Below are 16156 nucleotides of genomic sequence, written 5' to 3'. Positions count from 1 at the left end.
AGCTCGGGGCACTCGTGCGCTCGGCGAGGAGGCCGAGGCCGAGGCCGAGGCCGAGGCCGAGGCCGAGATGGCGTACGCGGGGATCGGGGTGGCGGACCAGACGGCCGAGCAGCTCAGGGGAGCAGGTCCGGGCGTCGAGGTGCCGGGCGAGGAGACCGGCGTCGGCGCGGGCGAGGGCGGCCTCGATCGGCTCCTGCGGGGGTGTGGTCACCCGGAGATCGTAAACACACGGTCCGTGGGGCGGTCCGGGCTGGCCGGGGGCCTGGTTCCGTCCCGGCCCCTCCTGGTCGATGATGTCGGTCGACCGGGGCCACCATCCCTGGGCAGAGCACCGGCCGTCCGTCGACAGGTGGAGAAGGGTTGTGATGCGGGATGTCAGCGGATCCGGCGGCGGACAGGCGCGCGGGCGAGGACGCCCAGGTGATCGTGGTGGGGGCGGGCCCGGCCGGCTCGTCGGCCGCGTACCACCTGGCCCGGGCGGGTGTGGACGTGATCCTGCTGGAGAAGGCCCGCTTCCCCCGGGAGAAGGTGTGCGGTGACGGCCTCACTCCGCGCGCGGTGCACCAGCTGATCCGGATGGGCGTCGACATCTCGGCGCCGGGCTGGACCCGTTCGCGCGGGATGCGCTGGGTGGCCGGGGAGCACCGGGTGCACATCGACTGGCCAGCGCTGGGCCGCTACCCGGACTTCGGGCTCTCCCGCAGCCGCCACGACTTCGACGACATCCTGGCGCACCACGCGGTGGCGGCCGGGGCCCGGCTGTACAGCGGCTGGAAGGCGGAGCGGCCGCTGACGGACCGGGCGGGCCGGGTCACGGGGGTCGGCGCGACCTCGGACGCGCCGGACGTCCCGGGGCCGGTGGACTTCCGCGCGCCGGTCGTCGTCGCCGCCGACGGGGCCTCCGCCCGGCTCGCCCTGGCGCTCGGCCTGGAGCGGGACCCCGGGCGGCAGATCGCCACGGCGGCCCGCCGCTACTACCGCAGCCCCGAGCGCTCGCAGGAGGAGTACCTGGAGCTCTGGGCCGACCTCCGCTTCCCCGACGAGGGGCCGTACCTCCCCGGGTACGGCTGGATCTTCCCGATGGGCGACGGCCGGGTCAACGTAGGCCTCGGGGCGCTCCCCCACCGCCGGCACGGAAAGGCGGACCTGCGGGCCACCCTGGACCAGTGGCTGGCCCGGACGCCGCAGGAGTGGGGGCTGCGCGAGGAGAACGCCGAGGGCCCGGTCCGGGGCGCCGCACTGCCCCTCGGCTTCAACCGCCATCCGCTGTACGCCCGCGGACTTCTGCTGGTCGGCGACGCCGGCGGCATGGTCAGCCCCTGGAACGGCGAGGGCATCGGCCAGGCCCTGGAGGCGGGCGAGGTCGCCGCGGAGGCGGCCGCACTCGCCCTGGCCCACCCCGAGGGCCCTCGCCGCGAACAGGTACTGCGCGGCTACCCGGTGGAGATGAACCGCCGCTGGGGCCGCCACTACCGCCTCGGCAACGCGGCCGCCGACGTGGTCTTCAGCCGCTCGGGGTTCCAGCCGGTGCTCAACCGGTACGTCATGAACTCGCCGTTCCTCCTGAACACCCTGGCCCGGCTGCTCACCGACCTCACGGACAAGCCCTCGCGCGATGCGATCGACCATGTCCTCAACACCGCGTTCCGCATCGTCCCGGCGCCGCGGCCGGGTCGCGTCCCGGGGCGGTTGAGGAGAGCAGGGCGGTGAGGTGGTCCCCGCTCCTCCGTGGAGCTCACGCGCGGCCTCCTCGATCGGATGATGCGCTCATGGGAATTCTTGTGCGACCGCCACCGTCCCTTCGGCAGACCGGACCCGGACCGCGCCGTCCGGTCGGCGGACCGGGCAGCGTACGGTTTCGTCGTCCGCCGCCCCCGTTATGTTTTTCGCGGTCCTGCAACGGGGCCGCTGGCCTCCGGGCCCGGCATGACTGTGTCCCCCTGTCGAACGGATGACCTGGGGGGTGGTGTCACCGGGCCCGGGAGGTGCCGTCGGAGACGCTGATGAGAGGTCCGGCCACCGCCCGGTCCGGCGCAACGCCAAACAGCTCGCGGGCGGCAGGTCTGTATAAGGTGGATGCGCGCGTACGACACCGAAGCCGAGGCCAGGCAGATTCAACTCCCCTGGAAGGGTGCAATGTTCGACACCGCCAACGTGGGCGTCTTCCTCGGCATGGACGTCGGCAAGAGCGCCCACCACGGGCACGGGCTCACCCCGGCCGACAAGAAGGTCTTCGACAAGGCCATGCCCAACAGCGAGCCGAAACTGCGGGCGGTCTTCGACAAACTGATTGCGAAGTTCGGCACTGTGCTGGTGATCGTGGACCAGCCCGCTTCCATCGGCGCCCTCCCGCTCACGGTTGCCCGCGACGCCGGCTGCAAGGTCGCCTACCTGCCCGGACTGGCGATGCGACGGATCGCCGATCTCTACTCGGGGAGGCCAAGACCGACGCGAAGGACGCCGCGGTGATCGCGGACGCGGCACGCACCATGCCGCACACCCTGCGCTCGCTCGAACTCACCGACGAGATCACCGCCGAGCTGACCGTGCTCGTCGGCTTCGACCAGGACCTCGCCGCCGAGGCCACCCGCACCTCCAACCGGATTCGCGGCCTGCTCACCCAGTTCCACCCCAGCCTGGAGCGCGTCCTGGGCCCCCGCCTCGACCACCAGGCCGTCACCTGGCTCCTGGAGCGCTACGGCTCCCCGGCCGCCCTGCGAAAAGCCGGCCGCCGCAGACTCGTCGAGCTCATCCGGCCCAAGGGCCCACGCATGGTCCAGCGGCTGATCGACGACGTCTTCGACGCCTTGGACGAGCAGACCGTCGTGGTCCCGGGGACCGGCACCCTCGACATCGTGATCCCCTCCCTGGCCGCCTCGCTGGCCGCCGTCCACACCCAGCGCCGGGCCCTGGAAGCCCAGATCAACGCCCTGCTGGAGGCGCACCCTCTTTCCCCGGTCCTGACGTCGATGCCCGGCGTCGGCGTCAGGACCGCCGCCGTCCTGCTGGTCACCGTCGGCGACGGCACCGGCTTCCCCACCGCCGCCCACCTCGCCTCCTACGCCGGCCTCGCCCCGGCCACGAAGTCGTCGGGCACCTCCATCCACGGCGAACACGCCCCACGGGGCGGAAACCGGCAGCTCAAACGCGCCATGCTCCTCTCCGCCTTCGCCTGCATGAACGCCGCCCCCGCCTCCCGCACCTACTACGACCGCCAGCGAGCCCGCGGCAAAACCCACACCCAGGCCCTCCTCCGCCTCGCCCGCCAACGCATCAGCGTCCTGTTCGCCATGCTCCGCGACGGCACCTTCTACGAACCCCGCACCCCCGAAGCAGCCGCCGCATGACCCTCGGCCTTACCTGTGGTCGCGGTGGGAAGCTGACTCCCCCGAAGGCCCCCCCATGAATTCGCCGCAGGGTATCGAAGCCCCTGACGCCCTGGTCGCGTCGTACACGAGGAACGGTGGCGAAGAGGAACGCACCTGGATCGCCCGGCTGCCCGCGCTGGTGGCGGAGCTGCTCGACCGATGGGAACTGGAGCGCGACGGCGGCACCGGGTCCGGCGAGGCCTCACTGGTGGTGCCGGTGCGCCGCACGGACGACACCCGCGCCGCGCTCAAACTCCAGATGCCCCGCGCGGAGACGACCGCCGCGCTGATCGGGCTGCGGGCGTGGAACGGCGACGGCATCGTGCGGCTGCTCGACCACGACCCGGAGAGCGGCGCCGTGCTGCTGGAACGCCTGGACGGCTCACGCACCCTGGCTTCCGTCGAGGACGACGACGTGGCCATGAGCACCTTGGCCGGACTCATGGCCCGGCTGCACTCCGTCCCGGCGCCCAAGGGCCTGCGCGGCCTCGGTGACGTCGCGCGCGACATGCTGGCGTCCGTGCCGGCGGCCGTCGCCGCCCTGCCGGACCCCGAGGACCAGCGGCGGCTGCACGGCTGGGCGTCAGCAGTCACCGAGTTGGCCGGCGAGCCCGGCGACCGGATGCTGCACTGGGACCTGCACTACGACAACGTGCTCGCCGCCGAGCGCGAGCCGTGGCTGGCCATCGACCCCGAACCCCTCGTCGGCGATCCGGGCTTCGACCTGTGGCCGGCGCTGGACACCGGCTGGGAGAAACTCCACGCCACCGGGGACGCTCCCCGGGTGGTGCGGCGCCGCTTCGACGTGCTGACCGAGGCGCTCGGACTGGACCGCCAGCGCGCGGTCGGCTGGACCCTGGCCCGGCTGCTGCAGAACACGCTGTGGGACATCGAGGACGGGCGGACCACCATCGACCCCTCCCAGACCGCCGTGGCCGAGGCGCTGCCCCGCCACTGAACACTTCACCACCGAGCGCGACACACCCCCAACCGCACCAAACCCAACATGGGCGCCTTGACCAAAGACATAGAGGCCCCCCACACACAGCCGCACGGCGGGCGGAGGGCGGACGGCGGACGACCACCGGAGGAACGGACCGATGACGGGCACCAGGATCACCGCGCGGGGGCTCAACCGCTCTACGCTCGCCCGGCAGTTGCTGCTGCGGCGCGAACCTCTGGACGCGGCCGAGGGCGTACGTCGCGCGGTCGCGCTCCAGGCCCAGCAGCCGGCCTCGCCGTACGTCGCGCTGTGGAACCGGCTCACCGCCTTCGACCCGACCGGACTCGACACGGCGTTCACGGACCACCGCGTGGTCAAGGCGACCATGATGCGGCTCACCCTCCACGCCGTGCACGCCGACGACCACCCGGCCTTCCGGGAGGCCATGCACCCGGTGGTGCGCGCCTCCCGGCTGGGCGGCCGCTTCACCGCGTCCGGGCTGACGGCGGCGGACGCCGACGCGCTGGTCCCCCGGCTGCTGGAGTTCGCGGACCGGCCCCGGACCACCGCGGAGTGCGAGGCCTGGCTGGGCGACCAGCTGGGGGGGACCGCCGAAGGCCGGGGCGTGGTGGGGGCTGCGGCAGTACACGCCGCTGCTCCACGCGCCCACCGCCCCGCCCTGGTCGTTCGGCCACCGCCCCTCGTACATCGCGCCCCGGACCGGACCCCTGCGTACGGATCCGGAGGCGTCGGCCGCGTCCCTGCGCACGCTGGTCCTGCGCTACCTCTCGGGGTTCGGACCCGCCACGGTCGCGGACGTGGCGCAGTTCGCCATGGTCACGCGGGCCAGGGCGCGGGCGGCGCTGGCGGACCTCGCCGGGCGACTGGAGCGGCTGGAGGGTCCGGACGGCGCGCAGTTGTTCGACCTGCCGGGGGCTCCGCGGCCGGACGGGGCGGAGCCGGCACCGCCCCGGCTGATGGCGATGTGGGACAGCGTCCTGCTGGCGTACGCGGATCGCGGCCGGGTCCTCCCGAACGCCTACCGCAGGACCGTGATCCGCGCGAACGGCGATGTGCTGCCGACGCTGCTGGTCGACGGGTACGTCGCCGGGGTGTGGCGCCCGGTCGCCGGGGGCATCGAGGCGACCGCGTTCCACCCCCTGCCCGACGAGGCCTGGGACGGGCTGGCCGCCGAGGCCCGGTCACTGGTGCGGTTCCTCGCCGACCGTGAACCGGAGGTCTACCGGCGCCACGGCCACTGGTGGAGCCGCCTCCCGGAGGCCACCGTGCGGGTGTTGCCCGGGGGGTGAGCTGTACGGGGCGGGGTCGCGCCGCTCGGGTCCGTCATGCCTGTTCCCGCGGTCGCCCGCACCACGCCGAACACCACTGTCCGCAAGGGCGGTTGTCCGGGGGAGCCTGATCCGAGAACCCGGGAACGGATGCTCTACAGCCCTGTAGATTGCCTTCTGCCGGCCCGTCAGGGATCCGGATGACGCCTCTTCCAGTCCGCCCCAGAGAAAGCAGCAGCCATGTTCGGGATCGGCGAGCTCACCATCCTCCTCCTGGTCATCGTGGCGGTGCTGGCCGTGAAACGACTCCCCGATCTCGTGCGGTCGGCCGGAAAGGCCGCGCGCATCCTCAAGAGCGAGAAGCAGGCGCTCAAGGACGAGGAGGGCGGCCCGTCCCAGCCCGCTCCCCGCGTGATCCGCGGGGAGACGAACGAGCGGGACACCACTCCCTGAGGCTTCCCCTCCGGGGCACCGTCGGGGCGCCGTCGGGGCGCCGTCGGGGCGCCGTCGGGGCGCCGTCGGGGCGCCGTCGGGGCGCGGAGAACGGCAAGGCCCTGGTGCCCGGTGTGGCCGGATTCCAGCGGGGGCATCGGGAACTCCCTTGCCGCCCCGCGCAGTTCTGCTGGCGGTCCCGCCCGGGGCCGACCGCCGTCGTGGCGGGAGGCGTTCAACGTCAAGACAGTGGCCGATCTGGCCAACTTGAAGTACGCCCGCTGGGCCCAGGCACTCGCCGCGTTGGACACCGGCTCGTCCTGATCCGCCGGGCCCGGCCCGCCGGAGCGATCCGGCGGGCCGGGCCGCAGGGGTCACAGCGGCGTCGTCGCCGCCTCCAGGACGAGGAAGAGCGCGACGGCCGCGTTGAGCGCGGAGAGCGCGGAGACGGTCGTCCCGGCGGCGGCGACGAACGCGGCGGCCCCGGCCGGGGTGAGTGCGGGCGGCCAGCCCCGGTCCGGTGGCACCGGGCCCAGCAGCGCGGCCACCCGGCGCGGCACCGGGCCCGCGGCGGCGAAGCCCGCCACGCCGGCGGCCCGGGGTCCGGGGCCGGAGATGAGCGCCGCCTTGCCGACCGCACGGGCCGTCAGCCGGCGGTCGCCCGTGACCCGGGCCGCCTCCTCGTCCGCCCAGCGCTCGGTGGAGTAGACGAGGGCCGCCTGAAGGGGTCGCAGCAGCGGGTTGACGCACCCGGCCAGCCGGGTCGCGAGCAGCAGTCGGTGGTGGCGGCCGTCCAGGTGGGCGCGTTCGTGGGCGAGCAGCGCCCGGCGCTCCGCCGGGTCCAGGGCGGCGAGCATGGCGGAGGAGACCACGACCCGGCCCGGCGAGCCGGGCAGTGCGTAGGCGTACGGCACGTCGTCGGGGAGTACGGCGAGGTCGCCGCCGCCCGGCAGGCCGGCGAGGGTGCGATGGGCGCGGGCGCGGAAGCGGTAGTGGCGGTGGACGGTGAACCCGCAGGCCATCGTGACGGCGACGAGCGCCAGGATGGAGGCCTTGCCCGCGAAGGCGTCGTGCGGGACGGCGTCCCGTACCTCCTCGTCGGACCAGCCGTCGGGCAGCGGGTTGCCGGGCAACTGCGCGGTGCCGACCACCACCAGCAGCCCGAGACAGACCAGGCTGCAGGAGGCGAGGATCACGGCGACGGTGGTCAGCAGGCGTGCGGCTCTCCGTGGATGCAGGTGCTGCTCGGCCAGCCGCGCGATCGGCAGCGCGGTCAGGGGCAGGACCAGGGGCAGATACACGAAGACGCCCATCGTCAGCCCTCCGGCCGGTCCGTCGGCGCAGCCCCGGGTCCACCGGGTCCACCGGGTCCATCAAGGCCGCTTCCGGGGCCGCTCCCGGGCTCGCTCTCCGCGAGCAGCGAGCGCAGCAGCTCCTCGTCGTCCGCCGACAGGACGGAGACGAAGCTGGAGAGCACGGCATCCCGGTCGCTCTGCCTGTCGAGGAGGCGGCGCATCCGCAGCGCGGCGAGGCCGGCCTCGTTCGCCACGGGCTGCCACAGGACAGGGCGCCCCCGACCGGTCCGGGTGACGGCCTGCTTGGCGTGCAGGCGGGTGAGAATGGTGATGACAGTGCTGTACGACAGGCCGCTGCCGAGCCGTCGCAGCACCCAGGCGGCGGTCACCGGTTCGGTCGCCTCGCCCAGCACGGACAGCACCTGGGCCTCCAGCTCGCCCTGGCCCCGCCTGCGGGCGGGCGTTTCCCGTTCGCCACTGGCTCCTTCGGAGTCCACCGTCCGGCCCCCCTCTCGTTCCGCTTCGCTCTGCCACCCGGTCCCTGCCGTTCATCTGCCGGGCGACCGGGAAATCGTATCCAGCCACCGGCCCTCCGGTGACACCTCCGACGCCTTCCCACCTGGCCCGGAAAATCTACAGTGTTGTAGATTTTACGGTGGTGCCGCAGAGTGTCCGCACCGTCACCACACAAAGGGAGAACACCATGGGCGTGAGTCTGGCCAAGGGCGGAAATGTCTCGCTGACCAAGGAGGCTCCGGGGCTGACCGCGATCCTCGTCGGCCTCGGCTGGGACGTCCGCACGACCACCGGCACCGACTACGACCTCGACGCGAGCGCGTTGCTCTGCGACGAGTCGGGCAAGGTCCTCTCCGACGCGCACTTCGTCTTCTACAACAACCTCAAGAGCCCGGACGGTTCGGTCGAGCACACCGGCGACAACCTCACCGGCGAGGGCGAGGGGGACGACGAGATCGTCAAGGTCGACCTCTCCGCGGTGCCGGGTACCGTCGCCAAGATCGTGTTCCCCGTCTCGATCCACGAGGCGGAGGGCCGCGGCCAGAGCTTCGGCCAGGTCCGCAACGCCTACATCCGTGTGGTGAACCAGGCGGGCGGCGCGGAGATCGCCCGTTACGACCTCAGCGAGGACGCCTCCACCGAGACGGCGATGGTCTTCGGCGAGCTGTACCGGCACGGCGCCGAGTGGAAGTTCCGTGCGGTCGGGCAGGGTTACGCCTCCGGGCTGAGCGGCATCGTCGCCGACTTCGGCGTGGGTCTCTGACCCCGCTCCACCGCCCGGACACACTCACCTCACCGAAACCAGCGAAGGCGAGAAGCATGACGATCAACCTCTCCAAGGGCCAGCAGGTCAGCCTCACCAAGTCCGGCGGCGGCGAACTCGGCGTCGTACGGATGGGGCTGGGCTGGAAGTCCGCGCCCCGCAAGGGCTTTCTGGCCCGGCTGACCGCCCGCGACATCGACCTGGACGCCTCGGCCGTGCTCTTCGCGGGCAAGGACCCGCAGGACGTGGTCTTCTTCCAGCACCTCACCAGCGACGACGGTTCGGTCCAGCACACCGGTGACAACCGGGTCGGCGGTGCGGGCGAGGGCGGTGACGACGAGTCCATCGTCGTCGACCTGCGGCGGGTGCCCGTCCACGTCGACCAGATCATCTTCACGGTGAACTCGTTCACCGGCCAGACCTTCGAGGAGGTCGAGGCCGCCTTCTGCCGTCTGGTCGACGAGAGCACCGGCCAGGAGCTCGCGCGGTACACGCTGACCGGCGGCGGGCGGCACACCGCGCAGATCATGGCCAAGGTCCAGCGGGCCGGTTCGGGGTGGCAGATGACCGCCATCGGCGCCGCGGCCGACGGGCGTACGTTCCAGGACCTGATGCCCGCCGTCGCCCAGCACCTGTGACAACCACGCCGTGACCACGGCCCGGAGGGCCGCGGGGACCCTATGGCCCTGCGGCCCCCGCGCCGCGGGCGCCCCACAGCGACACAGCGACACAGCGATCGAGGGACAGTATGGGCAGGCCTTCCCCACTCGGGGACGAGGACAGATCCGACTACGCGGAAGTGGTCGACGAGGTGCTCGCCTCGACGGAGATCCAGCGGCTGCTGGAGGAATCCGGCGTCAGCTCCGGCCAGTTGCGGATCCGGGCCCTGGCCTCGGTGGCGCGTACGGCTCCGGCCGCCGCGGCGGAGTACCGGGCGTACGCGGCCCTGCGGCGCGCTTCGCACGGCCGGCGCGTCGACGGTGGCCCCGGTCCCCTGTCGGGTCCGGGGCACCAGGAGCGGCCGGGCGCCGGTGCCCTGGCGGTCCTCGGGGTGCTGACCCCGATCCTGGCCGCCGTCGCCGCGGCGACCTTCCTCCTGCTGGGGTACGGGCTCCGGCTGACCGACAGCATGGCGGCCCTGGCCGACACCCTCGTCCGGGTCGGCTGGGTCAGTCTGGCCATCGCGGCGGCCACCTCCCTGATCAGCCTCGCCGCCGTCTACCGCACCGCCGCCCTCCGGTCGGCGCCCGGCTCACCGCCCCGGGTGAACCGTTCGGCCGACCTGGACCACGCCCGGGAGACCTGGCGCACCGCCCTGCGGGACAAGGCGATCCGCCCGTACCTGCTCGGCGAACTCACCGAGGCGGGACCAGGGGCGGCGCCCGGCGGCCCGCGCTTCACCCCGCCTGCCTTCGCGGGCCCCGACTTCACCGGCCCGGGCTTCTCGGGGCCCGGTCACGGCACTCCTGGCACCGGATCACCCCAGCTGCCCGACACCCGGCGCTGAGGCGCGCGAGCGGTGGCGGGCCGCATCGACGAGGGCGGCCATGACGCGGGGGTCGTCGCCCATCTCCGGGTGCCACTGGACCCCGAGCACCAGGCTCTCGTGGTCCGGGAGTTCCAGCGCCTCCACCGTTCCGTCGGGGGCGTGGGCGGAGGCGATCAGGCCGTCGCCCAGGCGGTCGACGGCCTGGTGGTGGTAGGCGGGCACCGTGGTCTGCTCCGGGACGGCCGCCGCGTACGCCGTACCGGGCACGGGGTCCACCGGGTGGCCGCCGAAGACCGCGTGGCCGCCGGTGTGGCCGTCCAGGTGCTGGTGCAGGGTGCCGCCGAGGGCGACGTTCAGCAGCTGCATGCCCCGGCAGATGCCCAGCAGGGGGACGTGCAGCTCGATCGCGGCCTCGATCAGGGCCAGTTCCCAGGCGTCACGCTCGCGGGCCGGAGGTCCCGTACGGGGATCGGGAGCGGCACCGTAACGGGCCGGCTCGACGTCCGCTCCCCCGGCGATCACCACCCCGTCCAGGGCGGCCACGGTCTCCCGGGCCGCGTCCGCCGCCTCGTCCGGCGGCAGCAGCACCGCCAGTCCGCCCGCCGCCCGGACCAGGCGGGGGTAGGCGGCGGGCAGAAGCACCGCGGGCATCTCCCAGACACCCCAGCGGGCCGGGTCCTGGTAGGTGCTGATGCCGATGACGGGCCGGGACATGGACGGCTCCTTCAGCTGTCTCATTACGGATCGACGAGGGTGCGGGGGCGGTCAGCCGCGCTTGAGTTCGGCCTCCGCCGCCGCGAGTGCGGCGAACTCCTCCTCCGGGGCCGCCGCGACCAGCCGGTGGCGGCTGTAGAAGGCGAAGTAGGCGAGCGCCACCGCGTACACACCGAGCGCGATGAACGCCGCGTCCCGGTCCACCAGGAAGGTCGCCACCAGCGCCGAGCATGCCAGAACGAAGGCGACACCCGAGGTGCGCGCGCCGCCGGGGGTGCGGTACGGCCGGGGCAGGTCCGGCTCGCGGCGGCGCAGCACGATGTGGGACAGGGCCATCAGGGCGTAGCTGATGGTGGCCCCGAAGACGGCGACGTTCAGCATCCGGCCGCCGTTTCCGCTCCAGGCGGCCAGGGTGAAGCCGATGACGCCGGGGATCAGCAGGCCGAGGTAGGGGGACTTGCGGCGGTTGGTGAGCGAGAGGAAGCGCGGCAGGTAGCCGGCCCGGGAGAGGGCGAAGAGCTGGCGGGAGCCGGCGAAGATGAGCGAGAAGAAGGAGGCCACCAGGCCCGCGAGGCCCGCGTAGTTCACGAACCGGCTCAGGGCGGTCGGCTCTCCGCTGCCCTGCAGGGCGACCACGAGCGGGTTCCCGGCCTCCTTGATGGCGTTGGCGCCCTGGGCCCCGGTGGCGGAGACGAAGGTGATGAGGGCCAGGAAGACCAGTACGGCGAGCGAGATGGTCAGCGCCTTCGGCATCGAGCGGACCGGGTCCTTGGCCTCCTCAGCGGCGAGCGGTACGCCTTCCACCCCGAGGAAGAACCACATGCCGAACGGGAACGCCGCCCATATGCCGAGGAGCCCGTACGGCAGCCAGGAGCTGGAGCCGAAGGCGGCGGGGTCGGCCGGGATGTCGTTGAGGCGGGCCGCGTCGAACTCGGTGAACGCGCCGACGGCGAAGATCAGCAGGGCGGCGACCGCGATGGCGGTCACGACCAGGCTGAAGCGGAGGGCCTCGCCGACGCCCCAGAGGTGGATGCCGATGAAGATCGCGAAGCAGGCGAGGTAGACCGGCCAGCCGGAGGTCAGCCCGAACAGGCCGAGCGATTCGACGTAGTCGCCGATGAAGAGGGAGATGGCGGCGGGGGCGAGGATGTACTCGATGAGGATGGCGGTGCCGGTGAGGAAGCCGCCCCAGGTGCCGAGCGCGCGCCGGGCGAAGCCGTAACCCCCGCCCGCGGTCGGCAGGATGGCGGAGAGTTCGGCCAGCGCGAAGACCAGACAGGCGTACATGACGCCCATCAGGACCATGGCCACGGCGAGTCCGCCGAAGCCGCCCTCGGAGAGGCCGATGTTCCAGCCCGAGAAGTCGCCGGAAACGACGTAGGCGACGCCGAGGCCGGTCAGCAGCAGCCAGCCCGCGCTGCCTCGCCTCAGGGTCCGGCGGCGCAGGTACGCGGCCGAGCCGGTCACCCCCGGGCTCGTGGAATCGGGTGGTCCTGCGGGTGTCTCAGTTCCCTGAGCCATGAGGCGCTCCAGATGTCTGTCGACGTCGTCGATGGAACTGCTTCGATCAAAGGTTCGTCGGCACACCTTTGTGGAACGGCGGCGCGAAAGGCAAGGGGCCTGCGTTAAAGAGTGGTTACGGATGCATCCCGGGGGCCGCCCGGGCCGGTCCCCGCAGACCTCAGGCCAGGAAGCCCCGCAGCAGCGCCGCCGTACCGGCGCAGTGTTCGCGCATCATCTCGCGCGCCGCCTCGGCGTCCCGGTCGAGTACGGCCTCGACCACGGCCGCGTGCTGCTGCTGGGAGTGCTCCAGGTTGCGCACCAGGAGCGGGATGCAGTCCAGGAGTTCGTTGAGGGTGGCCCGTACGGAGGCGTACTGCGCCGCGAGCGAGCGGGAGCCGGAGAGTTCGGCGAGGGTGAGGTGGAGCAGGGTGTCCTGGCGGCGGTAGTCCTCCAGGCGGGCGCCCTGGGTGGCTTCGAGGGCCGCCCGCAGCCGAGCGGCCCCGCCGTCCGCGAGCCCGTCGGCGCAGAGCCCGGCGGCCCCGGTCTCCAGCACCTCGCGGAAGCGCAGGGTGTCCTCCACGTCGACGGCCGCCACCCGGCGCCGCAGTTCGTCGCTGCCGTCGGCCGCGGCGGCACGCGGCAGGACGAACGTTCCGCCGTAGCGGCCGCGCCGGCTCTCCACCATGCCCTGGTCCTGGAGGACCTTGAGCACCTCGCGCAGGGTCACCCGGCTGACCCCCAGGTGCTGGGCGAGCTCACGCTCGGCGGGCAGCCGGTCGCCGGGCGGGACGAGGCCGAGGCGCAGTAGCTGCAGGACCTGCTCCAGGGTCTCCTCGAAGCCGTTGCCGGCGCGGACGGGGCGCAGGACGGAGGCCGGCGGCGCGGAGCCGGACTCCGCGGCCTCCCCGCCCGCCGCCTCCTCGCGGGCGGCCTCCGGGGCGGCGCCCACCGCCTCCGGACGGGTGCCGTCGGTTCTCCTTGTGGTGACCACTCGCGGATCCCCTTCCCAATCAATGGTTCTCTGTCATACCTTAAGCCTCCCGGTTCACCCAAGGAGGAATCCCGTGGCAGACCGCACACCCCCGCTCACCGTCGACGAGCTCCGCTCACGCGTCGCGGACGGGTCGATAGACACCGTGGTGCTGGCCTTCCCCGATATGCAGGGCCGGCTCCAGGGGAAGCGGTTCGCAGCCGGGTTCTTCCTCGACGAGGTGCTGGAGCACGGTACCGAGGGCTGCAACTACCTGCTGGCCGTGGACACCGAGATGCGGACCGTCGACGGATACGCGATGTCGTCGTGGGAGAACGGCTACGGTGACTTCGGCATGGTCCCCGACCCCGCCACGCTCCGCCCGGTCCCCTGGCACGAGGGCACCGCCCTCCTGATCGCCGACCTCGCCTGGCACGACGGCAGCCCGGTCGTCGCGGCGCCGCGCCAGATCCTGCGCCGCCAGCTGGACCGGCTGGCCTCGCTCGGCTACACGGCGCAGGTCGGCACGGAGTTGGAGTTCATCGTCTTCCGGGACAGTTACGAGGAGGCCTGGGACCGCGACTACCGCGGGCTGACCCCGGCCAACCAGTACAACATCGACTACTCCATCCTCGGCACCGGCCGGATCGAGCCGCTGCTGCGCCGCATCCGCAACGAGATGCAGCAGGCGGGGCTGACCGTCGAGTCCGCCAAGGGTGAGTGCAATCCCGGCCAGCACGAGATCGTCTTCCGTTACGACGAGGCGCTGACCACCTGCGACCAGCACGCCGTCTACAAGACGGGCGCCAAGGAGATCGCGGCTCAGGAGGGTGTCTCGCTGACCTTCATGGCCAAGTACGACGAGCGAGAGGGCAACTCCTGCCACATCCACCTCTCGCTCACCGACGAGAACGGCGAGAACGTGATGGCCGGCGACGGACCGGACGGCATGTCCGAGCTGATGCGCCACTTCCTGGCCGGCCAGCTCGCCGCCCTGCGCGACTTCTCCCTCCTCTACGCGCCCAACATCAACTCCTACAAGCGCTTCCAGCCCGGCTCCTTCGCCCCCACCGCCGTCGCCTGGGGCGTCGACAACCGCACCTGCGCCCTGCGGGTCGTCGGCCACGGCCGCTCGATGCGCTTCGAGAACCGGCTGCCCGGCGGCGACGTCAACCCGCACCTCGCCGTCGCCGGGCTGGTCGCGGCCGGTCTGTACGGGGTGGAGCACCGGCTGCCGTTGCCTCAGGCGTGTACGGGCAACGCCTACACCGCCGCGTACGACCAGGTGCCGACGACCCTGCGCGAAGCGGCCGAGCTGTGGGAGGCCAGCCCCATCGCGAAGGAGGCGTTCGGCGAGGAGGTCGTCGCGCACTACCTGAACATGGCGAAGGTCGAACTCACCGCGTACGACTCAGCGGTGACCGACTGGGAGCTGCGCCGCTCCTTCGAACGCCTCTGACCATCCCCTGCTTCCCGATCGAGGTCCGTACGTGTCCCAGTCCACCCTGGACGTCCTGAACCCGGCGACCGCCGAGGTCATCGCCACCGTGCCCGCCGCCTCCGCCGCCGACGTGGACACGGCCGTCCACCGCGCCGCCGCCGCGCAGCGCCCCTGGGCCGCCGCCGCGCCCGCCGACCGGGCCAGGCTGTTGCGCCGCTTCGCCACCACCGTCGACGAACACATCGAGGAACTGGCCCAGTTGGAGGTCCGGGAGGCCGGACACACCATCGGCAACGCCCGCTGGGAGGCGGGCAACGTCCGCGACCTCCTCGACTACAGTGCGGGCGGTGCGGAGCGGCTGCTCGGCCGGCAGATCCCGGTGGCGGGCGGCATCGACTTCACCATCCTGGAGCCGCTCGGCGTCATCGGCGTCATCGCGCCCTGGAACTTCCCGATGCCCATCGCCGCTTGGGGCCTGGCCCCGGCGCTCGCCGCGGGCAACGCCGTCCTCCTCAAGCCGGCCGAGACAACCCCGCTGACCGCTCTGCGGCTGGCCGAACTCGCCCTGGAGGCAGGCCTTCCCGAGGGGCTGTTCCAGGTACTGCCCGGTGAGGGCCCGGTGGCCGGGAGCGCCCTGGTGGAGCACCCGGGCGTCGCGAAGATCGTGTTCACCGGCTCCACCCGGACAGGCAAGCACATCATGACCCGGTGCGCGGAGCGCGTGAAGCGCCTCACTCTCGAACTCGGCGGCAAGAGCCCGAACATCGTCTTCGCCGACGCCGATGTGGAGGCAGCGGCGGCGGCCACCCCGATGTCCTTCCTCGACAACGCGGGCCAGGACTGCTGCGCCCGGACCCGGATCCTGGTGGAGCGGCCGGTGTACGACCGGTTCCTGGAGCTGCTCGTCCCGGCCGTCGCCGCCGTGGTGGTGGGTGACCCGGCGGACGGGAAGACGCAGATGGGCCCGCTGATCTCGGCCCTCCAGCTGGACCGGGTGCGGGGCTTCGTCGACGGGGACCGGGGCACCGACGGCGTACGGGCGATCCTCGGCAACGCCCCTGAGGGGCCCGGGTTCTGGTATCCGCCGACCGTGCTCGCCGGGGTGGCGGCCGACGCTCCGGTGGCCGTCGAGGAGGTCTTCGGGCCGGTCGCGGTGGTGCTGCCGTTCGACGGCGAGGAGGAGGCCCTGCGCCTCGCCAACGCCACCGACTACGGGCTGGCCGGGTCGGTCTGGTCCCGGGACGTCGGGCGCGCGCTCCGCGTCGGACAGGGGCTCCACGCGGGCAATCTCTCCGTCAACTCGCATTCCAGCGTGCGCTATTCGACCCCCTTCGGCGGCTACAAGCAGTCGGGGCTTGGCCGTGAGCTCGGGCCCGACGCCCTGGCCGCCTTCACCGAAACCAAGAACATCTTCATCAGCACGGAGGCCTGAG

At 72.8% G+C, this 16156-nt stretch carries 14 protein-coding genes and 2 pseudogenes; 11 read left to right on the top strand and 5 right to left on the bottom strand.

The genetic code is table 11. The features are described from left to right. The first annotated feature begins 372 nt into the window (after positions 1–372). The 6 genes and pseudogenes from AMK21_RS25225 to AMK21_RS37190 all read left to right on the top strand — a co-directional run bounded on the left by AMK21_RS25225 (position 373) and on the right by AMK21_RS37190 (position 6356). Entirely contained in the window at positions 373–1710 is a 1338-nt protein-coding gene (locus AMK21_RS25225) for a geranylgeranyl reductase family protein (protein WP_073881449.1), read from the top strand. A gap of 426 nt (positions 1711–2136) precedes the next feature. Beyond that, positions 2137–3347 (top strand): annotated as a pseudogene (locus tag AMK21_RS25220) (IS110 family transposase). Between the two features lie 55 nt (positions 3348–3402). Then, a complete protein-coding gene (locus AMK21_RS25215) occupies positions 3403–4326 on the top strand; it encodes an aminoglycoside phosphotransferase family protein (RefSeq protein WP_073881448.1) in 924 nt (307 codons plus the stop codon). A 142-nt stretch (positions 4327–4468) separates the two neighbouring features. Next, positions 4469–5621: pseudogene (locus tag AMK21_RS25210) on the top strand (winged helix DNA-binding domain-containing protein). A gap of 219 nt (positions 5622–5840) precedes the next feature. After that, positions 5841–6053, top strand: coding sequence for a twin-arginine translocase TatA/TatE family subunit (locus AMK21_RS25205; protein WP_073881447.1), 213 nt, complete (start codon positions 5841–5843; stop codon positions 6051–6053). Between the two features lie 111 nt (positions 6054–6164). Then, on the top strand, positions 6165–6356 hold the full coding sequence (locus AMK21_RS37190) for a hypothetical protein (RefSeq protein WP_073881446.1): 192 nt from the start codon (positions 6165–6167) through the stop codon (positions 6354–6356). Between the two features lie 50 nt (positions 6357–6406). Here AMK21_RS37190 and AMK21_RS25195 read toward each other — a convergent pair whose 3' ends face one another. Together AMK21_RS25195 and AMK21_RS25190 are read right to left on the bottom strand one after the other, a co-directional pair. Beyond that, entirely contained in the window at positions 6407–7345 is a 939-nt protein-coding gene (locus AMK21_RS25195; RefSeq protein ID WP_073881445.1) for a M56 family metallopeptidase, read from the bottom strand. 2 nt (positions 7346–7347) lie between these two features. Beyond that, the gene (locus AMK21_RS25190) at positions 7348–7824 is read right to left on the bottom strand and encodes a BlaI/MecI/CopY family transcriptional regulator (protein WP_073881444.1); all 477 of its coding nucleotides are present in this window, start codon (positions 7822–7824) and stop codon (positions 7348–7350) included. Between the two features lie 206 nt (positions 7825–8030). Here AMK21_RS25190 and AMK21_RS25185 point away from each other — a divergent pair, with 206 nt between their 5' ends. The 3 genes from AMK21_RS25185 to AMK21_RS25175 all read left to right on the top strand — a co-directional run bounded on the left by AMK21_RS25185 (position 8031) and on the right by AMK21_RS25175 (position 10113). After that, the gene (locus AMK21_RS25185) at positions 8031–8606 is read left to right on the top strand and encodes a TerD family protein (RefSeq protein ID WP_030570747.1); all 576 of its coding nucleotides are present in this window, start codon (positions 8031–8033) and stop codon (positions 8604–8606) included. A gap of 56 nt (positions 8607–8662) precedes the next feature. Next, complete coding sequence (locus tag AMK21_RS25180; RefSeq protein WP_026242192.1) at positions 8663–9244, top strand: TerD family protein; 582 nt, start codon at positions 8663–8665, stop codon at positions 9242–9244. A 110-nt stretch (positions 9245–9354) separates the two neighbouring features. Beyond that, the gene (locus tag AMK21_RS25175) at positions 9355–10113 is read left to right on the top strand and encodes a hypothetical protein (RefSeq protein WP_073881443.1); all 759 of its coding nucleotides are present in this window, start codon (positions 9355–9357) and stop codon (positions 10111–10113) included. On the opposite strand, the gene AMK21_RS25170 is transcribed toward AMK21_RS25175, so the two are convergent. The 3 genes from AMK21_RS25170 to AMK21_RS25160 all read right to left on the bottom strand — a co-directional run bounded on the left by AMK21_RS25170 (position 10084) and on the right by AMK21_RS25160 (position 13303). Further along, positions 10084–10809: a gamma-glutamyl-gamma-aminobutyrate hydrolase family protein gene (locus AMK21_RS25170; RefSeq protein WP_073881442.1), complete on the bottom strand. Its 726-nt coding sequence runs from the start codon at positions 10807–10809 to the stop codon at positions 10084–10086. The genes AMK21_RS25175 and AMK21_RS25170 overlap by 30 nt on opposite strands. A 51-nt stretch (positions 10810–10860) precedes the next feature. Then, positions 10861–12330, bottom strand: coding sequence for an ethanolamine permease (eat, locus tag AMK21_RS25165; RefSeq protein ID WP_073881441.1), 1470 nt, complete (start codon positions 12328–12330; stop codon positions 10861–10863). Between the two features lie 160 nt (positions 12331–12490). After that, complete coding sequence (locus AMK21_RS25160) at positions 12491–13303, bottom strand: FadR/GntR family transcriptional regulator (protein WP_234422043.1); 813 nt, start codon at positions 13301–13303, stop codon at positions 12491–12493. A 73-nt stretch (positions 13304–13376) separates the two neighbouring features. On the opposite strand from AMK21_RS25160, the gene AMK21_RS25155 reads away from it, so the two are divergent. Further along, positions 13377–14741, top strand: coding sequence for a glutamine synthetase family protein (locus tag AMK21_RS25155; RefSeq protein WP_073881439.1), 1365 nt, complete (start codon positions 13377–13379; stop codon positions 14739–14741). Between the two features lie 31 nt (positions 14742–14772). After that, the gene (locus AMK21_RS25150; protein WP_073881438.1) at positions 14773–16155 is read left to right on the top strand and encodes an aldehyde dehydrogenase family protein; all 1383 of its coding nucleotides are present in this window, start codon (positions 14773–14775) and stop codon (positions 16153–16155) included. The last annotated feature ends 1 nt before the right edge of the window (position 16156 follow it).

The organism is Streptomyces sp. CB00316, assembly GCF_001905595.1.
Lineage (GTDB): Bacteria > Actinomycetota > Actinomycetes > Streptomycetales > Streptomycetaceae > Streptomyces.
This window is presented reverse-complemented; position numbering and strand designations above follow the sequence as displayed.

Excerpts from the sequence above, each read along its gene's own strand:
- AMK21_RS25225 (WP_073881449.1), top strand. The coding sequence starts at position 373 with ATGTCAGCGGATCCGGCGGCGGACAGGCGCGCGGGCGAGGACGCCCAG.
- AMK21_RS25215 (WP_073881448.1), top strand. The coding sequence starts at position 3,403 with ATGAATTCGCCGCAGGGTATCGAAGCCCCTGACGCCCTGGTCGCGTCG.
- AMK21_RS25205 (WP_073881447.1), top strand. The coding sequence starts at position 5,841 with ATGTTCGGGATCGGCGAGCTCACCATCCTCCTCCTGGTCATCGTGGCG.
- AMK21_RS25195 (WP_073881445.1), bottom strand. The coding sequence starts at position 7,345 with ATGGGCGTCTTCGTGTATCTGCCCCTGGTCCTGCCCCTGACCGCGCTG.
- AMK21_RS25185 (WP_030570747.1), top strand. The coding sequence starts at position 8,031 with ATGGGCGTGAGTCTGGCCAAGGGCGGAAATGTCTCGCTGACCAAGGAG.
- AMK21_RS25180 (WP_026242192.1), top strand. The coding sequence starts at position 8,663 with ATGACGATCAACCTCTCCAAGGGCCAGCAGGTCAGCCTCACCAAGTCC.
- AMK21_RS25175 (WP_073881443.1), top strand. The coding sequence starts at position 9,355 with ATGGGCAGGCCTTCCCCACTCGGGGACGAGGACAGATCCGACTACGCG.
- AMK21_RS25170 (WP_073881442.1), bottom strand. The coding sequence starts at position 10,809 with ATGTCCCGGCCCGTCATCGGCATCAGCACCTACCAGGACCCGGCCCGC.
- eat (WP_073881441.1), bottom strand. The coding sequence starts at position 12,330 with ATGGCTCAGGGAACTGAGACACCCGCAGGACCACCCGATTCCACGAGC.